Here is a 16,168-nt window from a genome sequence, read left to right on the forward strand (position 1 = left end):
CCTTTTGTGGTCGTGGTTCTCTCGAATTGATTGAGTGCATCAGCCGCAGCCTGTTTGGGTTGTGGTTTTGTGTGGTCAAGTTTTTAAGGGCGCACGGTGGATGCCTTGGCATTAGGAGCCGAAGAAGGACGTAGGAATCTGCGATAAGCCTGGGGGAGTTGATAACCGAGCGGTGATCCCAGGATGTCCGAATGGGGAAACCCCGCACAACGCTGCAAGGTGATTGTGTGACCCGTGCCTGAATTCATAGGGTGCGTGGGGGGAACGCGGGGAAGTGAAACATCTCAGTACCCGCAGGAAGAGAAAACAAGAGTGATTCCGTTAGTAGTGGCGAGCGAACGCGGATGAGGCTAAACCGTTCCATGTGTGATAGCCGGCGGGCGTTGCGTGGGCGGGGTTGTGGGACTTTCCGTGCTGGTTCTGCCGGACCGGTGGGGTGTGGGTGTGCGTATAGGTGAACGGTCTTGAAAGGCCGGCCAGAGAGGGTGTGAGTCCCGTAACCGTAATGTGTGGCACCGCCTTTGGAGAGGATCCCAAGTAGCACGGGGCCCGAGAAATCCCGTGTGAATCTGTCAGGACCACCTGATAAGCCTAAATACTTCCTAATGACCGATAGCGGACCAGTACCGTGAGGGAAAGGTGAAAAGTACCCCGGGAGGGGAGTGAAACAGTACCTGAAACCGTGTGCTTACAATCCGTCAGAGCATCTGCAGCCCTTCGGGGTTGTATGGGTGTGATGGCGTGCCTTTTGAAGAATGAGCCTGCGAGTTAGTGTTACGTCGCGAGGTTAACCCGTGTGGGGAAGCCGTAGCGAAAGCGAGTCTGAACAGGGCGTGTTCAGTGGCGTGATCTAGACCCGAAGCGGAGTGATCTACCCATGGCCAGGTTGAAGCGACGGTAAGACGTCGTGGAGGACCGAACCCACTTCAGTTGAAAATGGAGGGGATGAGCTGTGGGTAGGGGTGAAAGGCCAATCAAACTCCGTGATAGCTGGTTCTCCCCGAAATGCATTTAGGTGCAGCGTTGCGTGTTTCTTGCCGGAGGTAGAGCTACTGGATGGCCGATGGGCCCTACAAGGTTACTGACGTCAGCCAAACTCCGAATGCCGGTAAGTCAGAGCGCAGCAGTGAGACTGTGGGGGATAAGCTTCATAGTCGAGAGGGAAACAGCCCAGACCACCAACTAAGGCCCCTAAGCGTGTGCTAAGTGGGAAAGGATGTGGAGTTGCTTAGACAACCAGGAGGTTGGCTTAGAAGCAGCCATCCTTGAAAGAGTGCGTAATAGCTCACTGGTCAAGTGATTCCGCGCCGACAATGTAGCGGGGCTCAAGTACACCGCCGAAGTTGTGGCATTCACGCATTACCCTAGCCTTCGTGGTTCAGGGGTGTGGATGGGTAGGGGAGCGTCGTGTGGGCGGTGAAGTCGCGGTGTAAACCAGCGGTGGAGCCTACACGAGTGAGAATGCAGGCATGAGTAGCGAAAGACGGGTGAGAAACCCGTCCGCCGAATGATCAAGGGTTCCAGGGTCAAGCTAATCTGCCCTGGGTAAGTCGGGACCTAAGGCGAGGCCGACAGGCGTAGTCGATGGACAACGGGTTGATATTCCCGTACCGGCGAAAAACCGCCCATGTTGAACGGGGGATACTAACCACCGCCGGTCTTTCTTGTTGCGCCACTTGTGGTGTGATGGTTGGGCTGGTGCTGGGACCTGATCCCGGGAGGCAAGCGTATTAACAGGTGTGACGCAGGAAGGTAGCCGGGCCGGGCGATGGTAGCCCCGGTCCAAGGATGTAGGGTCAGGGATAGGCAAATCCGTTCCTGTGTGTTTCGAGCACGATCCTGAGATCTGATGGGACCCCCGCATGGGGGGATCCGGTGATCCTATGCTGCCTAGAAAAGCATCGACGCGAGGTTTTAGCCGCCCGTACCCCAAACCGACACAGGTGATCAGGTAGAGAATACCAAGGCGATCGAGAGAATTATGGTTAAGGAACTCGGCAAAATGCCCCCGTAACTTCGGGAGAAGGGGGGCCTGCCCCGTGATACAGACTTGCTTTGTGGAGCGGGTGTGGGCCGCAGAGACCAGGGGGAAGCGACTGTTTACTAAAAACACAGGTCCGTGCGAAGTCGCAAGACGATGTATACGGACTGACTCCTGCCCGGTGCTGGAAGGTTAAGAGGACCGGTTAGCCCCTTGCGGGCGAAGCTGGGAATTTAAGCCCCAGTAAACGGCGGTGGTAACTATAACCATCCTAAGGTAGCGAAATTCCTTGTCGGGTAAGTTCCGACCTGCACGAATGGAGTAACGACTTCCCCGCTGTCTCAACCATAAACTCGGCGAAATTGCAGTACGAGTAAAGATGCTCGTTACGCGCAGCAGGACGGAAAGACCCCGAGACCTTTACTATAGTTTGGTATTGGTGTTCGGAGTGGCTTGTGTAGGATAGGTGGGAGACGTTGAAACCCGGACGCCAGTTCGGGTGGAGTCATCGTTGAAATACCACTCTGGTCACTTTGGACATCTAACTTCGGCCCGTGATCCGGGTCAGGGACAGTGCCTGATGGGTAGTTTAACTGGGGCGGTTGCCTCCTAAAAAGTAACGGAGGCGCCCAAAGGTTCCCTCAGCCTGGTTGGCAATCAGGTGTCGAGTGTAAGTGCACAAGGGAGCTTGACTGTGAGAGAGACATCTCAAGCAGGGACGAAAGTCGGGACTAGTGATCCGGCGGTACATTGTGGAATGGCCGTCGCTCAACGGATAAAAGGTACCTCGGGGATAACAGGCTGATCTTGCCCAAGAGTCCATATCGACGGCATGGTTTGGCACCTCGATGTCGGCTCGTCGCATCCTGGGGCTGGAGTAGGTCCCAAGGGTTGGGCTGTTCGCCCATTAAAGCGGTACGCGAGCTGGGTTTAGAACGTCGTGAGACAGTTCGGTCCCTATCCGCTGCGCGCGCAGGAAATTTGAGAAGGGCTGTCCTTAGTACGAGAGGACCGGGACGGACGAACCTCTGGTGTGTCAGTTGTACTGCCAAGTGCACCGCTGATTAGCTACGTTCGGATGGGATAACCGCTGAAAGCATCTAAGCGGGAAGCTCGCTTCAAGATGAGATTTCCAAACACATTATGTGTGAGAGGCCCCCAGCCAGACCACTGGGTTGATAGGCCGGATGTGGAAGCGAGGACTAAAGACTCGTGAAGCTGACCGGTACTAATAGGCCAACAACTTACACCACACACAACACACTGCACGCGTCCACTATGTGGTTCCCAACCAACAACCCGGGAACAACAACACAACAACACAACTAAACAAGCACCACAGTTGTAACCACACACACTTCCCACCCCCACACAGGGGGACGGGTAACAAGGTTACGGCGGTCATAGCGTGGGGGAAACGCCCGGTCCCATTCCGAACCCGGAAGCTAAGACCCACAGCGCCGATGGTACTGCACCCGGGAGGGTGTGGGAGAGTAGGACACCGCCGGACAACCATTAGGTCGAGACCCCCCAACCCACACGGGTCGGGGGGTCTCCCACATCAACCACCAAAACACCACGAAAGCCCCGCCAACAGACGGGGCTTTCAACGTTTAACCTGACTTGGCTCATTTCCTTAGTGCGTGACTTTTGGGGGCTCTTCGCGCTTCATGGGGAAATGAATTCCTGGAATTAGCGTCATGCCGCCGTCCGGACGGCACTTCTCAAGAGAATAACCGATTTGTAGTTGGCGGCGTTGCGGTAGCCGCGGGCGGTGCGCTTGATGTTTTTTATCGCGGTGTTGTTGGCTTCGACCTTGCCGGTGGTGGCGCCGGTGATGATGAGCACCTCGATCTCATTCCACCACCTGCAGACAGTGCGGTAGAGCCTGTTCGACTCCGGTCTGGCTGCTGCCTTCACGAGTTCTTCGAGCTTTGTTTTCGCTGCCGCGGCGTCTTCCAGGGAGCCGGTGCGGAGCAGAACCCGGAGCTGTTCTTTGACCTGCCAGACGGCCTGGAGGGCGCCACTCGGATCGTCGACGGCGAACACTTCTTCGAGTCGGCGGGCGGCCCTGCAGCTGAGGGTGTCCCCGCCGCGCAGTAGCAGCATGCGGTGGGCCCAGGCCTTGTCGATGGCCCGGCCGCGGCGGCCCTTGACCTGTTGGGAGAGGTTCTGCCGGGTCTCGGTCATCGCCTGGTTGGCCAGCGAGGTCAAATGGAAGTGATCGACTGCGACAGCGGTGCGGGGCAGCCACATCCTCAACGCTTTGCGGAACGCCGCGGAGGGGTCTATCGCGACGACCTGCACGGCCAGGGGGGGTGTCAAGTTTTCTGTGTAAGGGACCGGTCGGTTGTCCGGTCTGCCGGGTGGTCAGATCGGAAGTCGGTTGGGGAATTGAACGGCGAAAGCGTTCAGTGCCTGGTGCCAGCCTTGGGTGCCGGTTCCGAGTTCACCGCCGCGGGTCGTTTCGATGTTTCTGATCCCGAGGTAGACCAGCTTGATCGCGGCCTCGTCGGAAGGAAATGAGCCCCGCGTTTTGGTGATCTTCCGCAGCTGGTAGTTGATCGATTCGATCTGGTTCGTGGTGTAGATGGCTTTGCGGATCTCCGGGGTGAAGGCCAGGAACGGGGTGAAGTCTTCCCAGGCGTTCCGCCAGGCCAGCACCGCCCCGGGAGCCGTGGCCTGCCAGGTTTCCGCGAAGGCCTCCATTGCCAGTTCGGCCGCCTGCACGGTCGGTGCGGTGTAGATCGGGCGCATGTCCCGGGCCATGGCTTTGCGGGCGCCGTAGGAGGCGTATTTCATGGCCGAGCGCAGCAGGTGCACGACGCAGGTCTGCACGACGGTCTGGGGGTAGATGCTGTTCACCGCTGCCGGCAGCCCGGTGAGCCCGTCACAGCACAGGATCAGGATGTCGGCGGCTCCGCGGTTGCGGATTTCGGTGAGCACGTTGGCCCAGAACTTCGCCCCTTCGCTGGTGCCCAGCCACAGGCCCAGGACCTGCTTGCGGCCCTCCACGTCAACGCCCACGGCCACGTGGCAGGCCTTGTTCACCACCACGCCGCCGTCCCGGATTTTCAGCCAGATCGCGTCGATGTAGACGATCGGATACACGGACTCCAGCGGCCGGTTCTGCCACTGGGCGACCTCATCGGCAATCACGTCCGTCACCCTCGAAATCGTCGCGGCGGAGACCTTGGTCCCGTAGATTTCATCGAGGTGGGAACCGATATCCCGGGTGCTCATCCCGCGGGCGTAGAGTGACAGGATCATGTCCTCGACCTTGCCCAACCGGCGGGCCCGCTTGGGCACGATGACCGGTTCGAAGGAGCTGTTCCGGTCCCGTGGCACTGTGACCTGCACAGGCCCCTGGAGGGTCTGAACGCTCTTGGTTGTCTTGCCGTTGCGGGAGTTGCCCGTGCCCTGCCCTGCGGGGTCCCCGGACTCGTAGCCGAGGTGGTCGCTCATCTCCGTTTCCAGGGCCCGTTCCAGGACCGCGCGGGTCATCCGGGCAAGGAGTTCCTCAACACCGTTGCGGCCCTCTCCGAGGTCCTCCGCAGCCGTGACGAGCGCGTCGATCTGATCGGCGCTCAAAACGCCTTCAAGGGGGTTAGTGGTCATACTGATTTCGGCCAAGAGGGCCCGTCCTTTCAGGGGTGAAACCGCAGGTCACACCCTAGTTAGAGACCGGACCCTTACACACTCAATGAAACACCCTCCAAAGACGGTGTAATTGGCCGCTAGCAGTGCAGCAACCCACGGACCCCGGTCCGTTTCAATGCCCACCACTACCTGGTCGCACCCATCCTGCTCGTCCAGATGATCGGCGATCAGTCCATGCAGAGCTTCGATTCCCTGCACACCTTCTGGTAGCCGGCGGCGGACCAGCAGCCGGCCTTCTTCATTGATTAGAGCAACATCATGGTGGTCCTCGGCCCAGTCATCACCGACGAATAGCATGCGCACCTATCCTTTCAATGGCGTCCCACTGTCCCCGAGCCGCCTTGGAGAAGGAACCAGCTGCGACCTAATGGATCAGTGCTCGACCGGCACGACATCCCACCAGCGCTTTCGCCCTCCTCGCTCACCGGTAGGGGCACGATCTTGATATAGGACTCTTGCGGAAAGCGTCCAGGCTCGTATAGTGCTCACCTACCAGCGGCTCGGATACCAGTCTGTCCCGATAGAGCCAGCCGGTACACTCCCATTAGGCTCGTGGTCCTGTTCCAGGTTGAATGCTTAGACACACTCATCCCAACAGGGCCACGGGCCCCTTTGTCTTCAACGACCGAACTCAATCCCCACCAACCACGAAGAGCCACCAAAACACCACGAAAGCCCCGCCAACAGACGGGGCTTTCATCGTTTAACCACCCGGACGGGCTACCCTCCAGTCAGGGTCCTGCGAAAACTTCCCTGGCAACCGTGATTGCTGACATGGCTTTTGGCCATCCGGCGTAAAAAGCCAGGTGGACGATCGCTTCTTTGAGTTCAGCCTCGGTCAAGCCGTTGGCTCGTGCGCGGGCGAGGTGTCCACGGAGCTGGTCAGTGCTGCTGTTGGTGACCAAGCTGGCCACCGTTACGAGGCTGCGGTCGCGGGGGGAGAGTTCTGCCCGTTCCCAGATGTCGCCGAAGAGAACGTCGTCTGTCAGTTCGACGAGCTTGGGGGCGAAGTCGCCGATGAGTTGTTGGGCCCTGGTCTGTTGCGGGGCGGTCATGGGTTGTCCTTCCTAAGGGAGTTGTTGTGCAGTGTTGCGTTGCCCAGGCCGCTCACGGGGCGGGCGCCGAGGCTGTGGTTCCTGCGGTGCTCAGCTGTAGCGGCGGTTGCCAAGCCAGCTGACCATGGCGGGGTCGCGGTGGTCGAAGAAGAGGCTGGCGCCGGTGTCCAGTGTCGCGATTTGATTCATCTGCTCTTCGGTGAGGGTGAAGTCGAAGACGTCAAGGTTCTGGGCCATGCGCTCGGGCCGGACTGACTTGGGGATCACGACGACGTCGCGCTGGATGAGCCAACGGAGCACGACCTGGGCGACGGACTTGTCCTGTTCGTCGGCGATGACGCTAAGGACCGGGTCGGTAAACAGGTTGTTCCTGCCTTCGGCGAACGGCCCCCAGGATTCGATCTGCACGCCGCGTTCGCGCATGAGTTCCTGGTCGGAGGCACGCTGGTGGAACGGGTGGGTTTCGATCTGGTTCACGGCCGGGACGATCTCATTGTGGCCGATGAGGTCCACAAGTCGGTCCGGGTGGAAATTTGAGACGCCGATGGCCCGGGAAAGGCCTTCCCTGTTCAGGTCCTGCATGGCGCGCCATTCGCTGTAATAGTCACCGAGCGGCTGGTGGATCAGGTAGAGGTCGAGGTAGTCCAGTCCGAGCCGGTTCAGGGAGTTCTGGAAGGACTCCTTGGTGTCGTTGTAGACGTTGCCGGTCGGGGCGTGCTGGATCCAGAGCTTGGTGGTGATGAACAGTTCGTCGCGGTTGATGCCGCTGGCTTTGATCGCGGCGCCGACGGCTTCTTCGTTGCCGTAGGACGCGGCGGTGTCGAGGTGCCGGTAGCCGGTGGCGAGGGCTGCTTCGACGGCGGCCTGGGTTTCTTCTTCGGGGATCTGGAAGACACCGAAGCCGAGGATCGGCATTTCGACGCCGTTGTTGAGGGTGACGTTTTTCATGGTTTTCCTTAGCGTTGTTCTGCTGTGGGTTGTGGGTGGGTTTTGGAGTGTGCGGCTTGGTAGTCCTGGTCACTGACGGGTTCGAGCCACGTTGCCGTATGGCCGTCGTCGTGTTCGACCAGGGCCAAGTGGCACATCAGGGATTCCGAAGTCGCGCCGTGCCAGTGTTCTTCTCCGGGAGGGGTATGCACGGTGTCTCCGGCGCGCATGAGGATGACTTTGCCGTCCCTGGTGGTCACGAGTCCTGTTCCGCCGGTGCAGTGCAGTGTTTGGCCCAGCGGGTGGGAGTGCCAGTGGGTCCGGGCGCCGGGGGCGAACTGGACCATCGCGAACCCTAGCCGGGAGGGGCTCGCAGCTGAGTGCAGTGGGTTGAGGTATACGTTGCCGGTGAACTTTTCGGCCGGGCCCTTGGTCGTGGGTCCGGGAACTGCGAGGCGCATGCCTGTTCCTTTCCTTCTGGTTGGGTCTGTTAGGCGGTTGTGTGCCGCCGCCGCTGCAATGCCAGGGATGCCGTGACGAGGACGATGAGGACCACCGCGGTTGCGCCGAGGCTGGCGCGCAACCCGGTGATGAACCCGCCGCTGGCGAGTACCGCGCCGAAGATGGCCACGCCGAGGGAGCCGCCAACTTGCCGGGCGGTGTTGGCCACTCCGCTGGCGGTGCCGGCCCGTTCGGCAGGGAAGTTGTCCATGACCTGGGAAATGATGGACGGGACGGTGAAGGACCCGCCGACCCCGACCGGGACCATGAGCGCTGCTACCAGCAGCACCGGAGCGTCCGCTGGCAGCAGGCACAGTCCGATCAGGCCTGCGGCCATGATCACTTGGCCGGCGGCGATCATGGCCACATGCCCGTACCTGGTCATGAGACGGCCAACCCAAGGGTTCAGGATGGCGACAAGGGCCGTCATCGGGAGGAACAGCAGCCCGGTTTCCAGGGCGGACGCCCCGCGTTCCTGCTGGAAGTAGAGGCTTTGAACGAACACGAGTCCGTAGAAACCGGCCATCGTGACCACCGCGATGATCAGTGCGGTGGACACGGCGCGGGGGCGGAACAGGTCCAGCGGAATCATCGGATGCTGCCCCCGGGTCTGCGCGATGACGAAAACGGCAAGGGACACGACGGCGAGGGCGAACATGAGAACAATGGCAGTACTTCCATACCCGGACTCGGCGCCTTCGATGATGCCATAGGTCACGGCTGCGAGCCCGACGACGGCACTGATCTGTCCGGCCCAGTCGAAGGGTGCCGGCCGGCGGGGCGATACTGCGACGCGCGAGAGGACTCCCAGGGCGACGGCTCCGACGGGCAGGTTTACGAAGAAGATCAGCCGCCAGTCGAGCTGCGTGAGTGTCCCGCCCAGTACCGGACCTGCTGCAGCGGCCACGGAACCGCCCAGCCCCCAGTACACGATGGCGCGGCCGCGGGCTGCGGCGTCGTGGTGTGCTTCCCGGATCAGGGCCAGGGACGCCGGGGTGATCATCGCCCCGCCAATGCCCTGCAGAATGCGGGCTCCGACAAGTACCGGGAGCGAAGGGCTTGACGCGCAGGCAGCGGAAGCAACCACGAAGACGATCATGCCTATCACGTAGGCGCGTCGCGCGCCGGCCCTGTCAGAGAATGTTCCGGCGAACAGTTGGAGGGCGGAAAACATCAGGGTGTAACCGGTCACGACCCATTGCAGACCTGACAGGCCCCCGCCGAGGTCGTTGCGAATCGCGGGCAGTGCGACGTTGACGATTTGGGCATCTAGGGCGACAACGAAGAACCCGAGCATCGCCACGGCCAGGGAGGCCCTGGGCCGGGCATCCACTGCCGGGCGGTTGTCGGTAGACACGGACATGGTGTCCTTTCGATGAGGGGGGACGGTCTGATTCAAGAAAACCAGCCCCCTCATTCGCGCGGGAGTGTCTGTTGTGCGGTGTACTGGCAGTTCCTGTTAGACCATCACGCCCCGCCGTAGCCTAGAAGCCATGGACACCACCAACGACGTCCGCGAGTTCCTCATGAGCCGCAGGTCCCGCATCACCCCGACCCAGGCAGGGCTGCCCGACTATGGAGGAACCCGAAGGGTTTCCGGGCTCAAACGCGAGGAAGTCGCCATGCTCACCGGCGTCAGTAGCGAGTACTACGCCCGGCTCGAACGCGGCAACCTCCGGGGAGTGTCGGACTCCGTTCTTGACTCCCTCGCCCGGGCACTACAGCTCGACGAGGCAGAACGCGCCCACCTGTTCGATCTGGCCAAGGCCGCCGCGCCAGACCGCGTGTCCGGACCACGGCGGGCACGGGCGGAGGTTCGCCCCAGCATCGAAAGAGTCCTCGCCGGAATGACCGGGACACCGGCTTACGTCCGGAACGCCCGCACCGACGTGCTCGCTGCCAACAACCTATGCTTCGCCCTCTACACCGGGATCCTCAGCCCCGGGATGCTTCCTGTGAACCTTGCACGGTTCATGTTCCTGGACCCGCGGTCCAAGGACTTCTTTGTGGACTGGGATACTCTCGCCGATGACTTTGCGTCGGCCATGCGCGCCGAATCCGGCAGGAACCCCCGCGACCGCGCGCTCAACAGCCTTATCGGCGACCTGGCTGCGGGCAGCACTGAATTCTCCACCCGGTGGGCGCGCCATAATGTCCGCTTTCACCGTACCGCCCGCAAGACCATGCGCAACCCCCTCGTCGGAGAGATTGAACTTACCGGAGACGCGCTGGAACTCCCTGGCGAAGGGCTGATACTGATCGCCTACTCAGCCGAGCCGGGCAGCCACGCCCAGGACCAACTCGACTTCCTCGCCAGTTGGTCTGCCGGCAACGGGAACATCGCTGCGCGCCATCCCGCAGAGCCAAATGGCCGCGACAGCCCGTAGTACCAGGGGGTGATTTCAGCCCTCGTTTGGCTGTTTGGGGGTGGATTTGCGTTGGGGGTTGGGGGCGTGTATTGTTTTCTGAGTCGCCGGGAGCGAAACGGAAAGCCGGAAGGTGTGTACGGTTCGGGCAGGCGGTCAAAAATAACTCTTCTTTTCCAATGGCCCTGGTTGGGTTGCGCTGCTGTGTGTGGTGTGGCTTCGGGGTGATGTTTTGGAGGGTCTGTTGTTTGAGAACTCAATAGTGTGCCAAGTTTGTTGATACCGATTGTTTTTTGATTGGTTGAATTTTTGCCGGGCCATTGCGCACCCCCGTGTGTGGTGGTTTGGTTTTCAGCTGGTTTCAGATTTGCAGCTGCTTCTTGCCGTGATTTCCGGTGGGGGTGGTTGTGTTTCGTTTTTTGTTTTTGAACGGAGAGTTTGATCCTGGCTCAGGATGAACGCTGGCGGCGTGCTTAACACATGCAAGTCGAACGATGATCCGGTGCTTGCGCCGGGGATTAGTGGCGAACGGGTGAGTAACACGTGAGTAACCTGCCCTTGACTCTGGGATAAGCCTGGGAAACTGGGTCTAATACCGGATATGACTCCTCATCGCATGGTGGGGGGTGGAAAGCTTTTTGTGGTTTTGGATGGACTCGCGGCCTATCAGCTTGTTGGTGGGGTAATGGCCTACCAAGGCGACGACGGGTAGCCGGCCTGAGAGGGTGACCGGCCACACTGGGACTGAGACACGGCCCAGACTCCTACGGGAGGCAGCAGTGGGGAATATTGCACAATGGGCGAAAGCCTGATGCAGCGACGCCGCGTGAGGGATGACGGCCTTCGGGTTGTAAACCTCTTTCAGTAGGGAAGAAGCCCTCTTTGGGGGTGACGGTACTTGCAGAAGAAGCGCCGGCTAACTACGTGCCAGCAGCCGCGGTAATACGTAGGGCGCAAGCGTTATCCGGAATTATTGGGCGTAAAGAGCTCGTAGGCGGTTTGTCGCGTCTGCTGTGAAAGACCGGGGCTCAACTCCGGTTCTGCAGTGGGTACGGGCAGACTAGAGTGCAGTAGGGGAGACTGGAATTCCTGGTGTAGCGGTGAAATGCGCAGATATCAGGAGGAACACCGATGGCGAAGGCAGGTCTCTGGGCTGTAACTGACGCTGAGGAGCGAAAGCATGGGGAGCGAACAGGATTAGATACCCTGGTAGTCCATGCCGTAAACGTTGGGCACTAGGTGTGGGGGACATTCCACGTTTTCCGCGCCGTAGCTAACGCATTAAGTGCCCCGCCTGGGGAGTACGGCCGCAAGGCTAAAACTCAAAGGAATTGACGGGGGCCCGCACAAGCGGCGGAGCATGCGGATTAATTCGATGCAACGCGAAGAACCTTACCAAGGCTTGACATGGACCGGAAAGACCTGGAAACAGGTGCCCCGCTTGCGGCCGGTTTACAGGTGGTGCATGGTTGTCGTCAGCTCGTGTCGTGAGATGTTGGGTTAAGTCCCGCAACGAGCGCAACCCTCGTTCTATGTTGCCAGCGGTTCGGCCGGGGACTCATAGGAGACTGCCGGGGTCAACTCGGAGGAAGGTGGGGACGACGTCAAATCATCATGCCCCTTATGTCTTGGGCTTCACGCATGCTACAATGGCCGGTACAAAGGGTTGCGATACTGTGAGGTGGAGCTAATCCCAAAAAGCCGGTCTCAGTTCGGATTGGGGTCTGCAACTCGACCCCATGAAGTCGGAGTCGCTAGTAATCGCAGATCAGCAACGCTGCGGTGAATACGTTCCCGGGCCTTGTACACACCGCCCGTCAAGTCACGAAAGTTGGTAACACCCGAAGCCGGTGGCCTAACCCTTGTGGGGGGAGCCGTCGAAGGTGGGACCGGCGATTGGGACTAAGTCGTAACAAGGTAGCCGTACCGGAAGGTGCGGCTGGATCACCTCCTTTCTAAGGAGCTGCTAACGGCGTCCGGGTCTGCCTGCATGGGCGGGTTCCGGGGTTGTCAGTGTTGCCCATTGCGCAGGCGTCTGTTCTGCGGTGGGTGCTCATGGGTGGAATATCAGCAAATCAAGTTTTTTGGCATGGCCTGTTGGTGGTGGTGTCCTGGCGTGAGTACGGCGGCCCTCTTTTCGCACTTTTGTGTGTGGGGGGTTGTTGGGAAAGCGGTCCGGGGTGTTGGTTGCCGGGTTGTGTTTGGCGCACTGTTGGGTCCTGAGGCAACAGGGCCTTTTTGCAGCAATGCAGGGAATCCTTGGTGTTTCTTGTTGTTCCTGCGGCCGGCACCCCCTCGTGTTTGTGTGGGGTGGGTGTGGTTGACGGGGTTGTTGTTTGAGAACTACATAGTGGACGCGAGCATCTGGACACATGGTCCTGCACTCTTTTGGGGGTGTGGGTTGTGTGTTCTAGCAATTTCTTTGATGAATGAACCTGGCCCTTTTGTGGTCGTGGTTCTCTCGAATTGATTGAGTGCATCAGCCGCAGCCTGTTTGGGTTGTGGTTTTGTGTGGTCAAGTTTTTAAGGGCGCACGGTGGATGCCTTGGCATTAGGAGCCGAAGAAGGACGTAGGAATCTGCGATAAGCCTGGGGGAGTTGATAACCGAGCGGTGATCCCAGGATGTCCGAATGGGGAAACCCCGCACAACGCTGCAAGGTGATTGTGTGACCCGTGCCTGAATTCATAGGGTGCGTGGGGGGAACGCGGGGAAGTGAAACATCTCAGTACCCGCAGGAAGAGAAAACAAGAGTGATTCCGTTAGTAGTGGCGAGCGAACGCGGATGAGGCTAAACCGTTCCATGTGTGATAGCCGGCGGGCGTTGCGTGGGCGGGGTTGTGGGACTTTCCGTGCTGGTTCTGCCGGACCGGTGGGGTGTGGGTGTGCGTATAGGTGAACGGTCTTGAAAGGCCGGCCAGAGAGGGTGTGAGTCCCGTAACCGTAATGTGTGGCACCGCCTTTGGAGAGGATCCCAAGTAGCACGGGGCCCGAGAAATCCCGTGTGAATCTGTCAGGACCACCTGATAAGCCTAAATACTTCCTAATGACCGATAGCGGACCAGTACCGTGAGGGAAAGGTGAAAAGTACCCCGGGAGGGGAGTGAAACAGTACCTGAAACCGTGTGCTTACAATCCGTCAGAGCATCTGCAGCCCTTCGGGGTTGTATGGGTGTGATGGCGTGCCTTTTGAAGAATGAGCCTGCGAGTTAGTGTTACGTCGCGAGGTTAACCCGTGTGGGGAAGCCGTAGCGAAAGCGAGTCTGAACAGGGCGTGTTCAGTGGCGTGATCTAGACCCGAAGCGGAGTGATCTACCCATGGCCAGGTTGAAGCGACGGTAAGACGTCGTGGAGGACCGAACCCACTTCAGTTGAAAATGGAGGGGATGAGCTGTGGGTAGGGGTGAAAGGCCAATCAAACTCCGTGATAGCTGGTTCTCCCCGAAATGCATTTAGGTGCAGCGTTGCGTGTTTCTTGCCGGAGGTAGAGCTACTGGATGGCCGATGGGCCCTACAAGGTTACTGACGTCAGCCAAACTCCGAATGCCGGTAAGTCAGAGCGCAGCAGTGAGACTGTGGGGGATAAGCTTCATAGTCGAGAGGGAAACAGCCCAGACCACCAACTAAGGCCCCTAAGCGTGTGCTAAGTGGGAAAGGATGTGGAGTTGCTTAGACAACCAGGAGGTTGGCTTAGAAGCAGCCATCCTTGAAAGAGTGCGTAATAGCTCACTGGTCAAGTGATTCCGCGCCGACAATGTAGCGGGGCTCAAGTACACCGCCGAAGTTGTGGCATTCACGCATTACCCTAGCCTTCGTGGTTCAGGGGTGTGGATGGGTAGGGGAGCGTCGTGTGGGCGGTGAAGTCGCGGTGTAAACCAGCGGTGGAGCCTACACGAGTGAGAATGCAGGCATGAGTAGCGAAAGACGGGTGAGAAACCCGTCCGCCGAATGATCAAGGGTTCCAGGGTCAAGCTAATCTGCCCTGGGTAAGTCGGGACCTAAGGCGAGGCCGACAGGCGTAGTCGATGGACAACGGGTTGATATTCCCGTACCGGCGAAAAACCGCCCATGTTGAACGGGGGATACTAACCACCGCCGGTCTTTCTTGTTGCGCCACTTGTGGTGTGATGGTTGGGCTGGTGCTGGGACCTGATCCCGGGAGGCAAGCGTATTAACAGGTGTGACGCAGGAAGGTAGCCGGGCCGGGCGATGGTAGCCCCGGTCCAAGGATGTAGGGTCAGGGATAGGCAAATCCGTTCCTGTGTGTTTCGAGCACGATCCTGAGATCTGATGGGACCCCCGCATGGGGGGATCCGGTGATCCTATGCTGCCTAGAAAAGCATCGACGCGAGGTTTTAGCCGCCCGTACCCCAAACCGACACAGGTGATCAGGTAGAGAATACCAAGGCGATCGAGAGAATTATGGTTAAGGAACTCGGCAAAATGCCCCCGTAACTTCGGGAGAAGGGGGGCCTGCCCCGTGATACAGACTTGCTTTGTGGAGCGGGTGTGGGCCGCAGAGACCAGGGGGAAGCGACTGTTTACTAAAAACACAGGTCCGTGCGAAGTCGCAAGACGATGTATACGGACTGACTCCTGCCCGGTGCTGGAAGGTTAAGAGGACCGGTTAGCCCCTTGCGGGCGAAGCTGGGAATTTAAGCCCCAGTAAACGGCGGTGGTAACTATAACCATCCTAAGGTAGCGAAATTCCTTGTCGGGTAAGTTCCGACCTGCACGAATGGAGTAACGACTTCCCCGCTGTCTCAACCATAAACTCGGCGAAATTGCAGTACGAGTAAAGATGCTCGTTACGCGCAGCAGGACGGAAAGACCCCGAGACCTTTACTATAGTTTGGTATTGGTGTTCGGAGTGGCTTGTGTAGGATAGGTGGGAGACGTTGAAACCCGGACGCCAGTTCGGGTGGAGTCATCGTTGAAATACCACTCTGGTCACTTTGGACATCTAACTTCGGCCCGTGATCCGGGTCAGGGACAGTGCCTGATGGGTAGTTTAACTGGGGCGGTTGCCTCCTAAAAAGTAACGGAGGCGCCCAAAGGTTCCCTCAGCCTGGTTGGCAATCAGGTGTCGAGTGTAAGTGCACAAGGGAGCTTGACTGTGAGAGAGACATCTCAAGCAGGGACGAAAGTCGGGACTAGTGATCCGGCGGTACATTGTGGAATGGCCGTCGCTCAACGGATAAAAGGTACCTCGGGGATAACAGGCTGATCTTGCCCAAGAGTCCATATCGACGGCATGGTTTGGCACCTCGATGTCGGCTCGTCGCATCCTGGGGCTGGAGTAGGTCCCAAGGGTTGGGCTGTTCGCCCATTAAAGCGGTACGCGAGCTGGGTTTAGAACGTCGTGAGACAGTTCGGTCCCTATCCGCTGCGCGCGCAGGAAATTTGAGAAGGGCTGTCCTTAGTACGAGAGGACCGGGACGGACGAACCTCTGGTGTGTCAGTTGTACTGCCAAGTGCACCGCTGATTAGCTACGTTCGGATGGGATAACCGCTGAAAGCATCTAAGCGGGAAGCTCGCTTCAAGATGAGATTTCCAAACACATTATGTGTGAGAGGCCCCCAGCCAGACCACTGGGTTGATAGGCCGGATGTGGAAGCGAGGACTAAAGACTCGTGAAGCTGACCGGTACTAATAGGCCAACAACTTACACCACACAC

7 protein-coding genes, 4 rRNA genes and 1 pseudogene are annotated in these 16,168 nt (G+C 59.1%); 5 read left to right on the forward strand and 7 right to left on the reverse strand.

Annotated features, from left to right (window positions below):
* Positions 1 to 73: 73 nt before the first annotated feature.
* Positions 74 to 3,234 (forward strand): 23S ribosomal RNA (locus tag RI444_RS00635).
* 140 nt (positions 3,235 to 3,374) lie between these two features.
* Positions 3,375 to 3,491, forward strand: a 5S ribosomal RNA gene (gene rrf / locus RI444_RS00640).
* 188 nt (positions 3,492 to 3,679) lie between these two features.
* On the opposite strand, the gene RI444_RS00645 is transcribed toward rrf, so the two are convergent.
* The 7 genes and pseudogenes from RI444_RS00645 to RI444_RS00675 all read right to left on the reverse strand — a co-directional run bounded on the left by RI444_RS00645 (position 3,680) and on the right by RI444_RS00675 (position 9,487).
* On the reverse strand, positions 3,680 to 4,306 hold the full coding sequence (locus tag RI444_RS00645) for a transposase (protein ID WP_242703178.1): 627 nt from the start codon (positions 4,304 to 4,306) through the stop codon (positions 3,680 to 3,682).
* Positions 4,307 to 4,351: 45 nt separating this feature from the next.
* Positions 4,352 to 5,599, reverse strand: a complete 1,248-nt coding sequence (locus RI444_RS00650; RefSeq protein ID WP_192551635.1) for an IS256 family transposase — start codon at positions 5,597 to 5,599, stop codon at positions 4,352 to 4,354.
* A 99-nt stretch (positions 5,600 to 5,698) separates the two neighbouring features.
* Positions 5,699 to 5,938 (reverse strand): annotated as a pseudogene (locus tag RI444_RS00655) (IS110 family transposase); the annotation flags it as partial.
* Between the two features lie 434 nt (positions 5,939 to 6,372).
* Positions 6,373 to 6,696 (reverse strand): carboxymuconolactone decarboxylase family protein, encoded by a 324-nt coding sequence (locus RI444_RS00660; protein WP_128397145.1) that lies wholly within the window; start codon positions 6,694 to 6,696, stop codon positions 6,373 to 6,375.
* Positions 6,697 to 6,786: 90 nt separating this feature from the next.
* On the reverse strand, positions 6,787 to 7,644 hold the full coding sequence (locus RI444_RS00665; RefSeq protein WP_069695444.1) for an aldo/keto reductase: 858 nt from the start codon (positions 7,642 to 7,644) through the stop codon (positions 6,787 to 6,789).
* Between the two features lie 8 nt (positions 7,645 to 7,652).
* Positions 7,653 to 8,084 (reverse strand): cupin domain-containing protein, encoded by a 432-nt coding sequence (locus RI444_RS00670; RefSeq protein WP_021474816.1) that lies wholly within the window; start codon positions 8,082 to 8,084, stop codon positions 7,653 to 7,655.
* A 29-nt stretch (positions 8,085 to 8,113) separates the two neighbouring features.
* Complete coding sequence (locus RI444_RS00675; protein WP_207605264.1) at positions 8,114 to 9,487, reverse strand: MFS transporter; 1,374 nt, start codon at positions 9,485 to 9,487, stop codon at positions 8,114 to 8,116.
* Positions 9,488 to 9,617: 130 nt separating this feature from the next.
* Between RI444_RS00675 and RI444_RS00680 the strand changes: the two genes are divergently transcribed.
* The 3 genes from RI444_RS00680 to RI444_RS00690 all read left to right on the forward strand — a co-directional run bounded on the left by RI444_RS00680 (position 9,618) and on the right by RI444_RS00690 (position 16,164).
* Positions 9,618 to 10,511, forward strand: coding sequence for a helix-turn-helix transcriptional regulator (locus tag RI444_RS00680; RefSeq protein ID WP_316963857.1), 894 nt, complete (start codon positions 9,618 to 9,620; stop codon positions 10,509 to 10,511).
* 405 nt (positions 10,512 to 10,916) lie between these two features.
* Positions 10,917 to 12,445 (forward strand): 16S ribosomal RNA (locus tag RI444_RS00685).
* A gap of 558 nt (positions 12,446 to 13,003) precedes the next feature.
* Positions 13,004 to 16,164, forward strand: a 23S ribosomal RNA gene (locus RI444_RS00690).
* Together the 16S and 23S rRNA genes form the textbook arrangement of a ribosomal RNA operon.
* Positions 16,165 to 16,168 lie beyond the last annotated feature (4 nt).

The organism is Paenarthrobacter sp. AT5 (genome assembly GCF_032764245.1).
Classification (GTDB): Bacteria; Actinomycetota; Actinomycetes; order Actinomycetales; family Micrococcaceae; genus Arthrobacter; species Arthrobacter ureafaciens.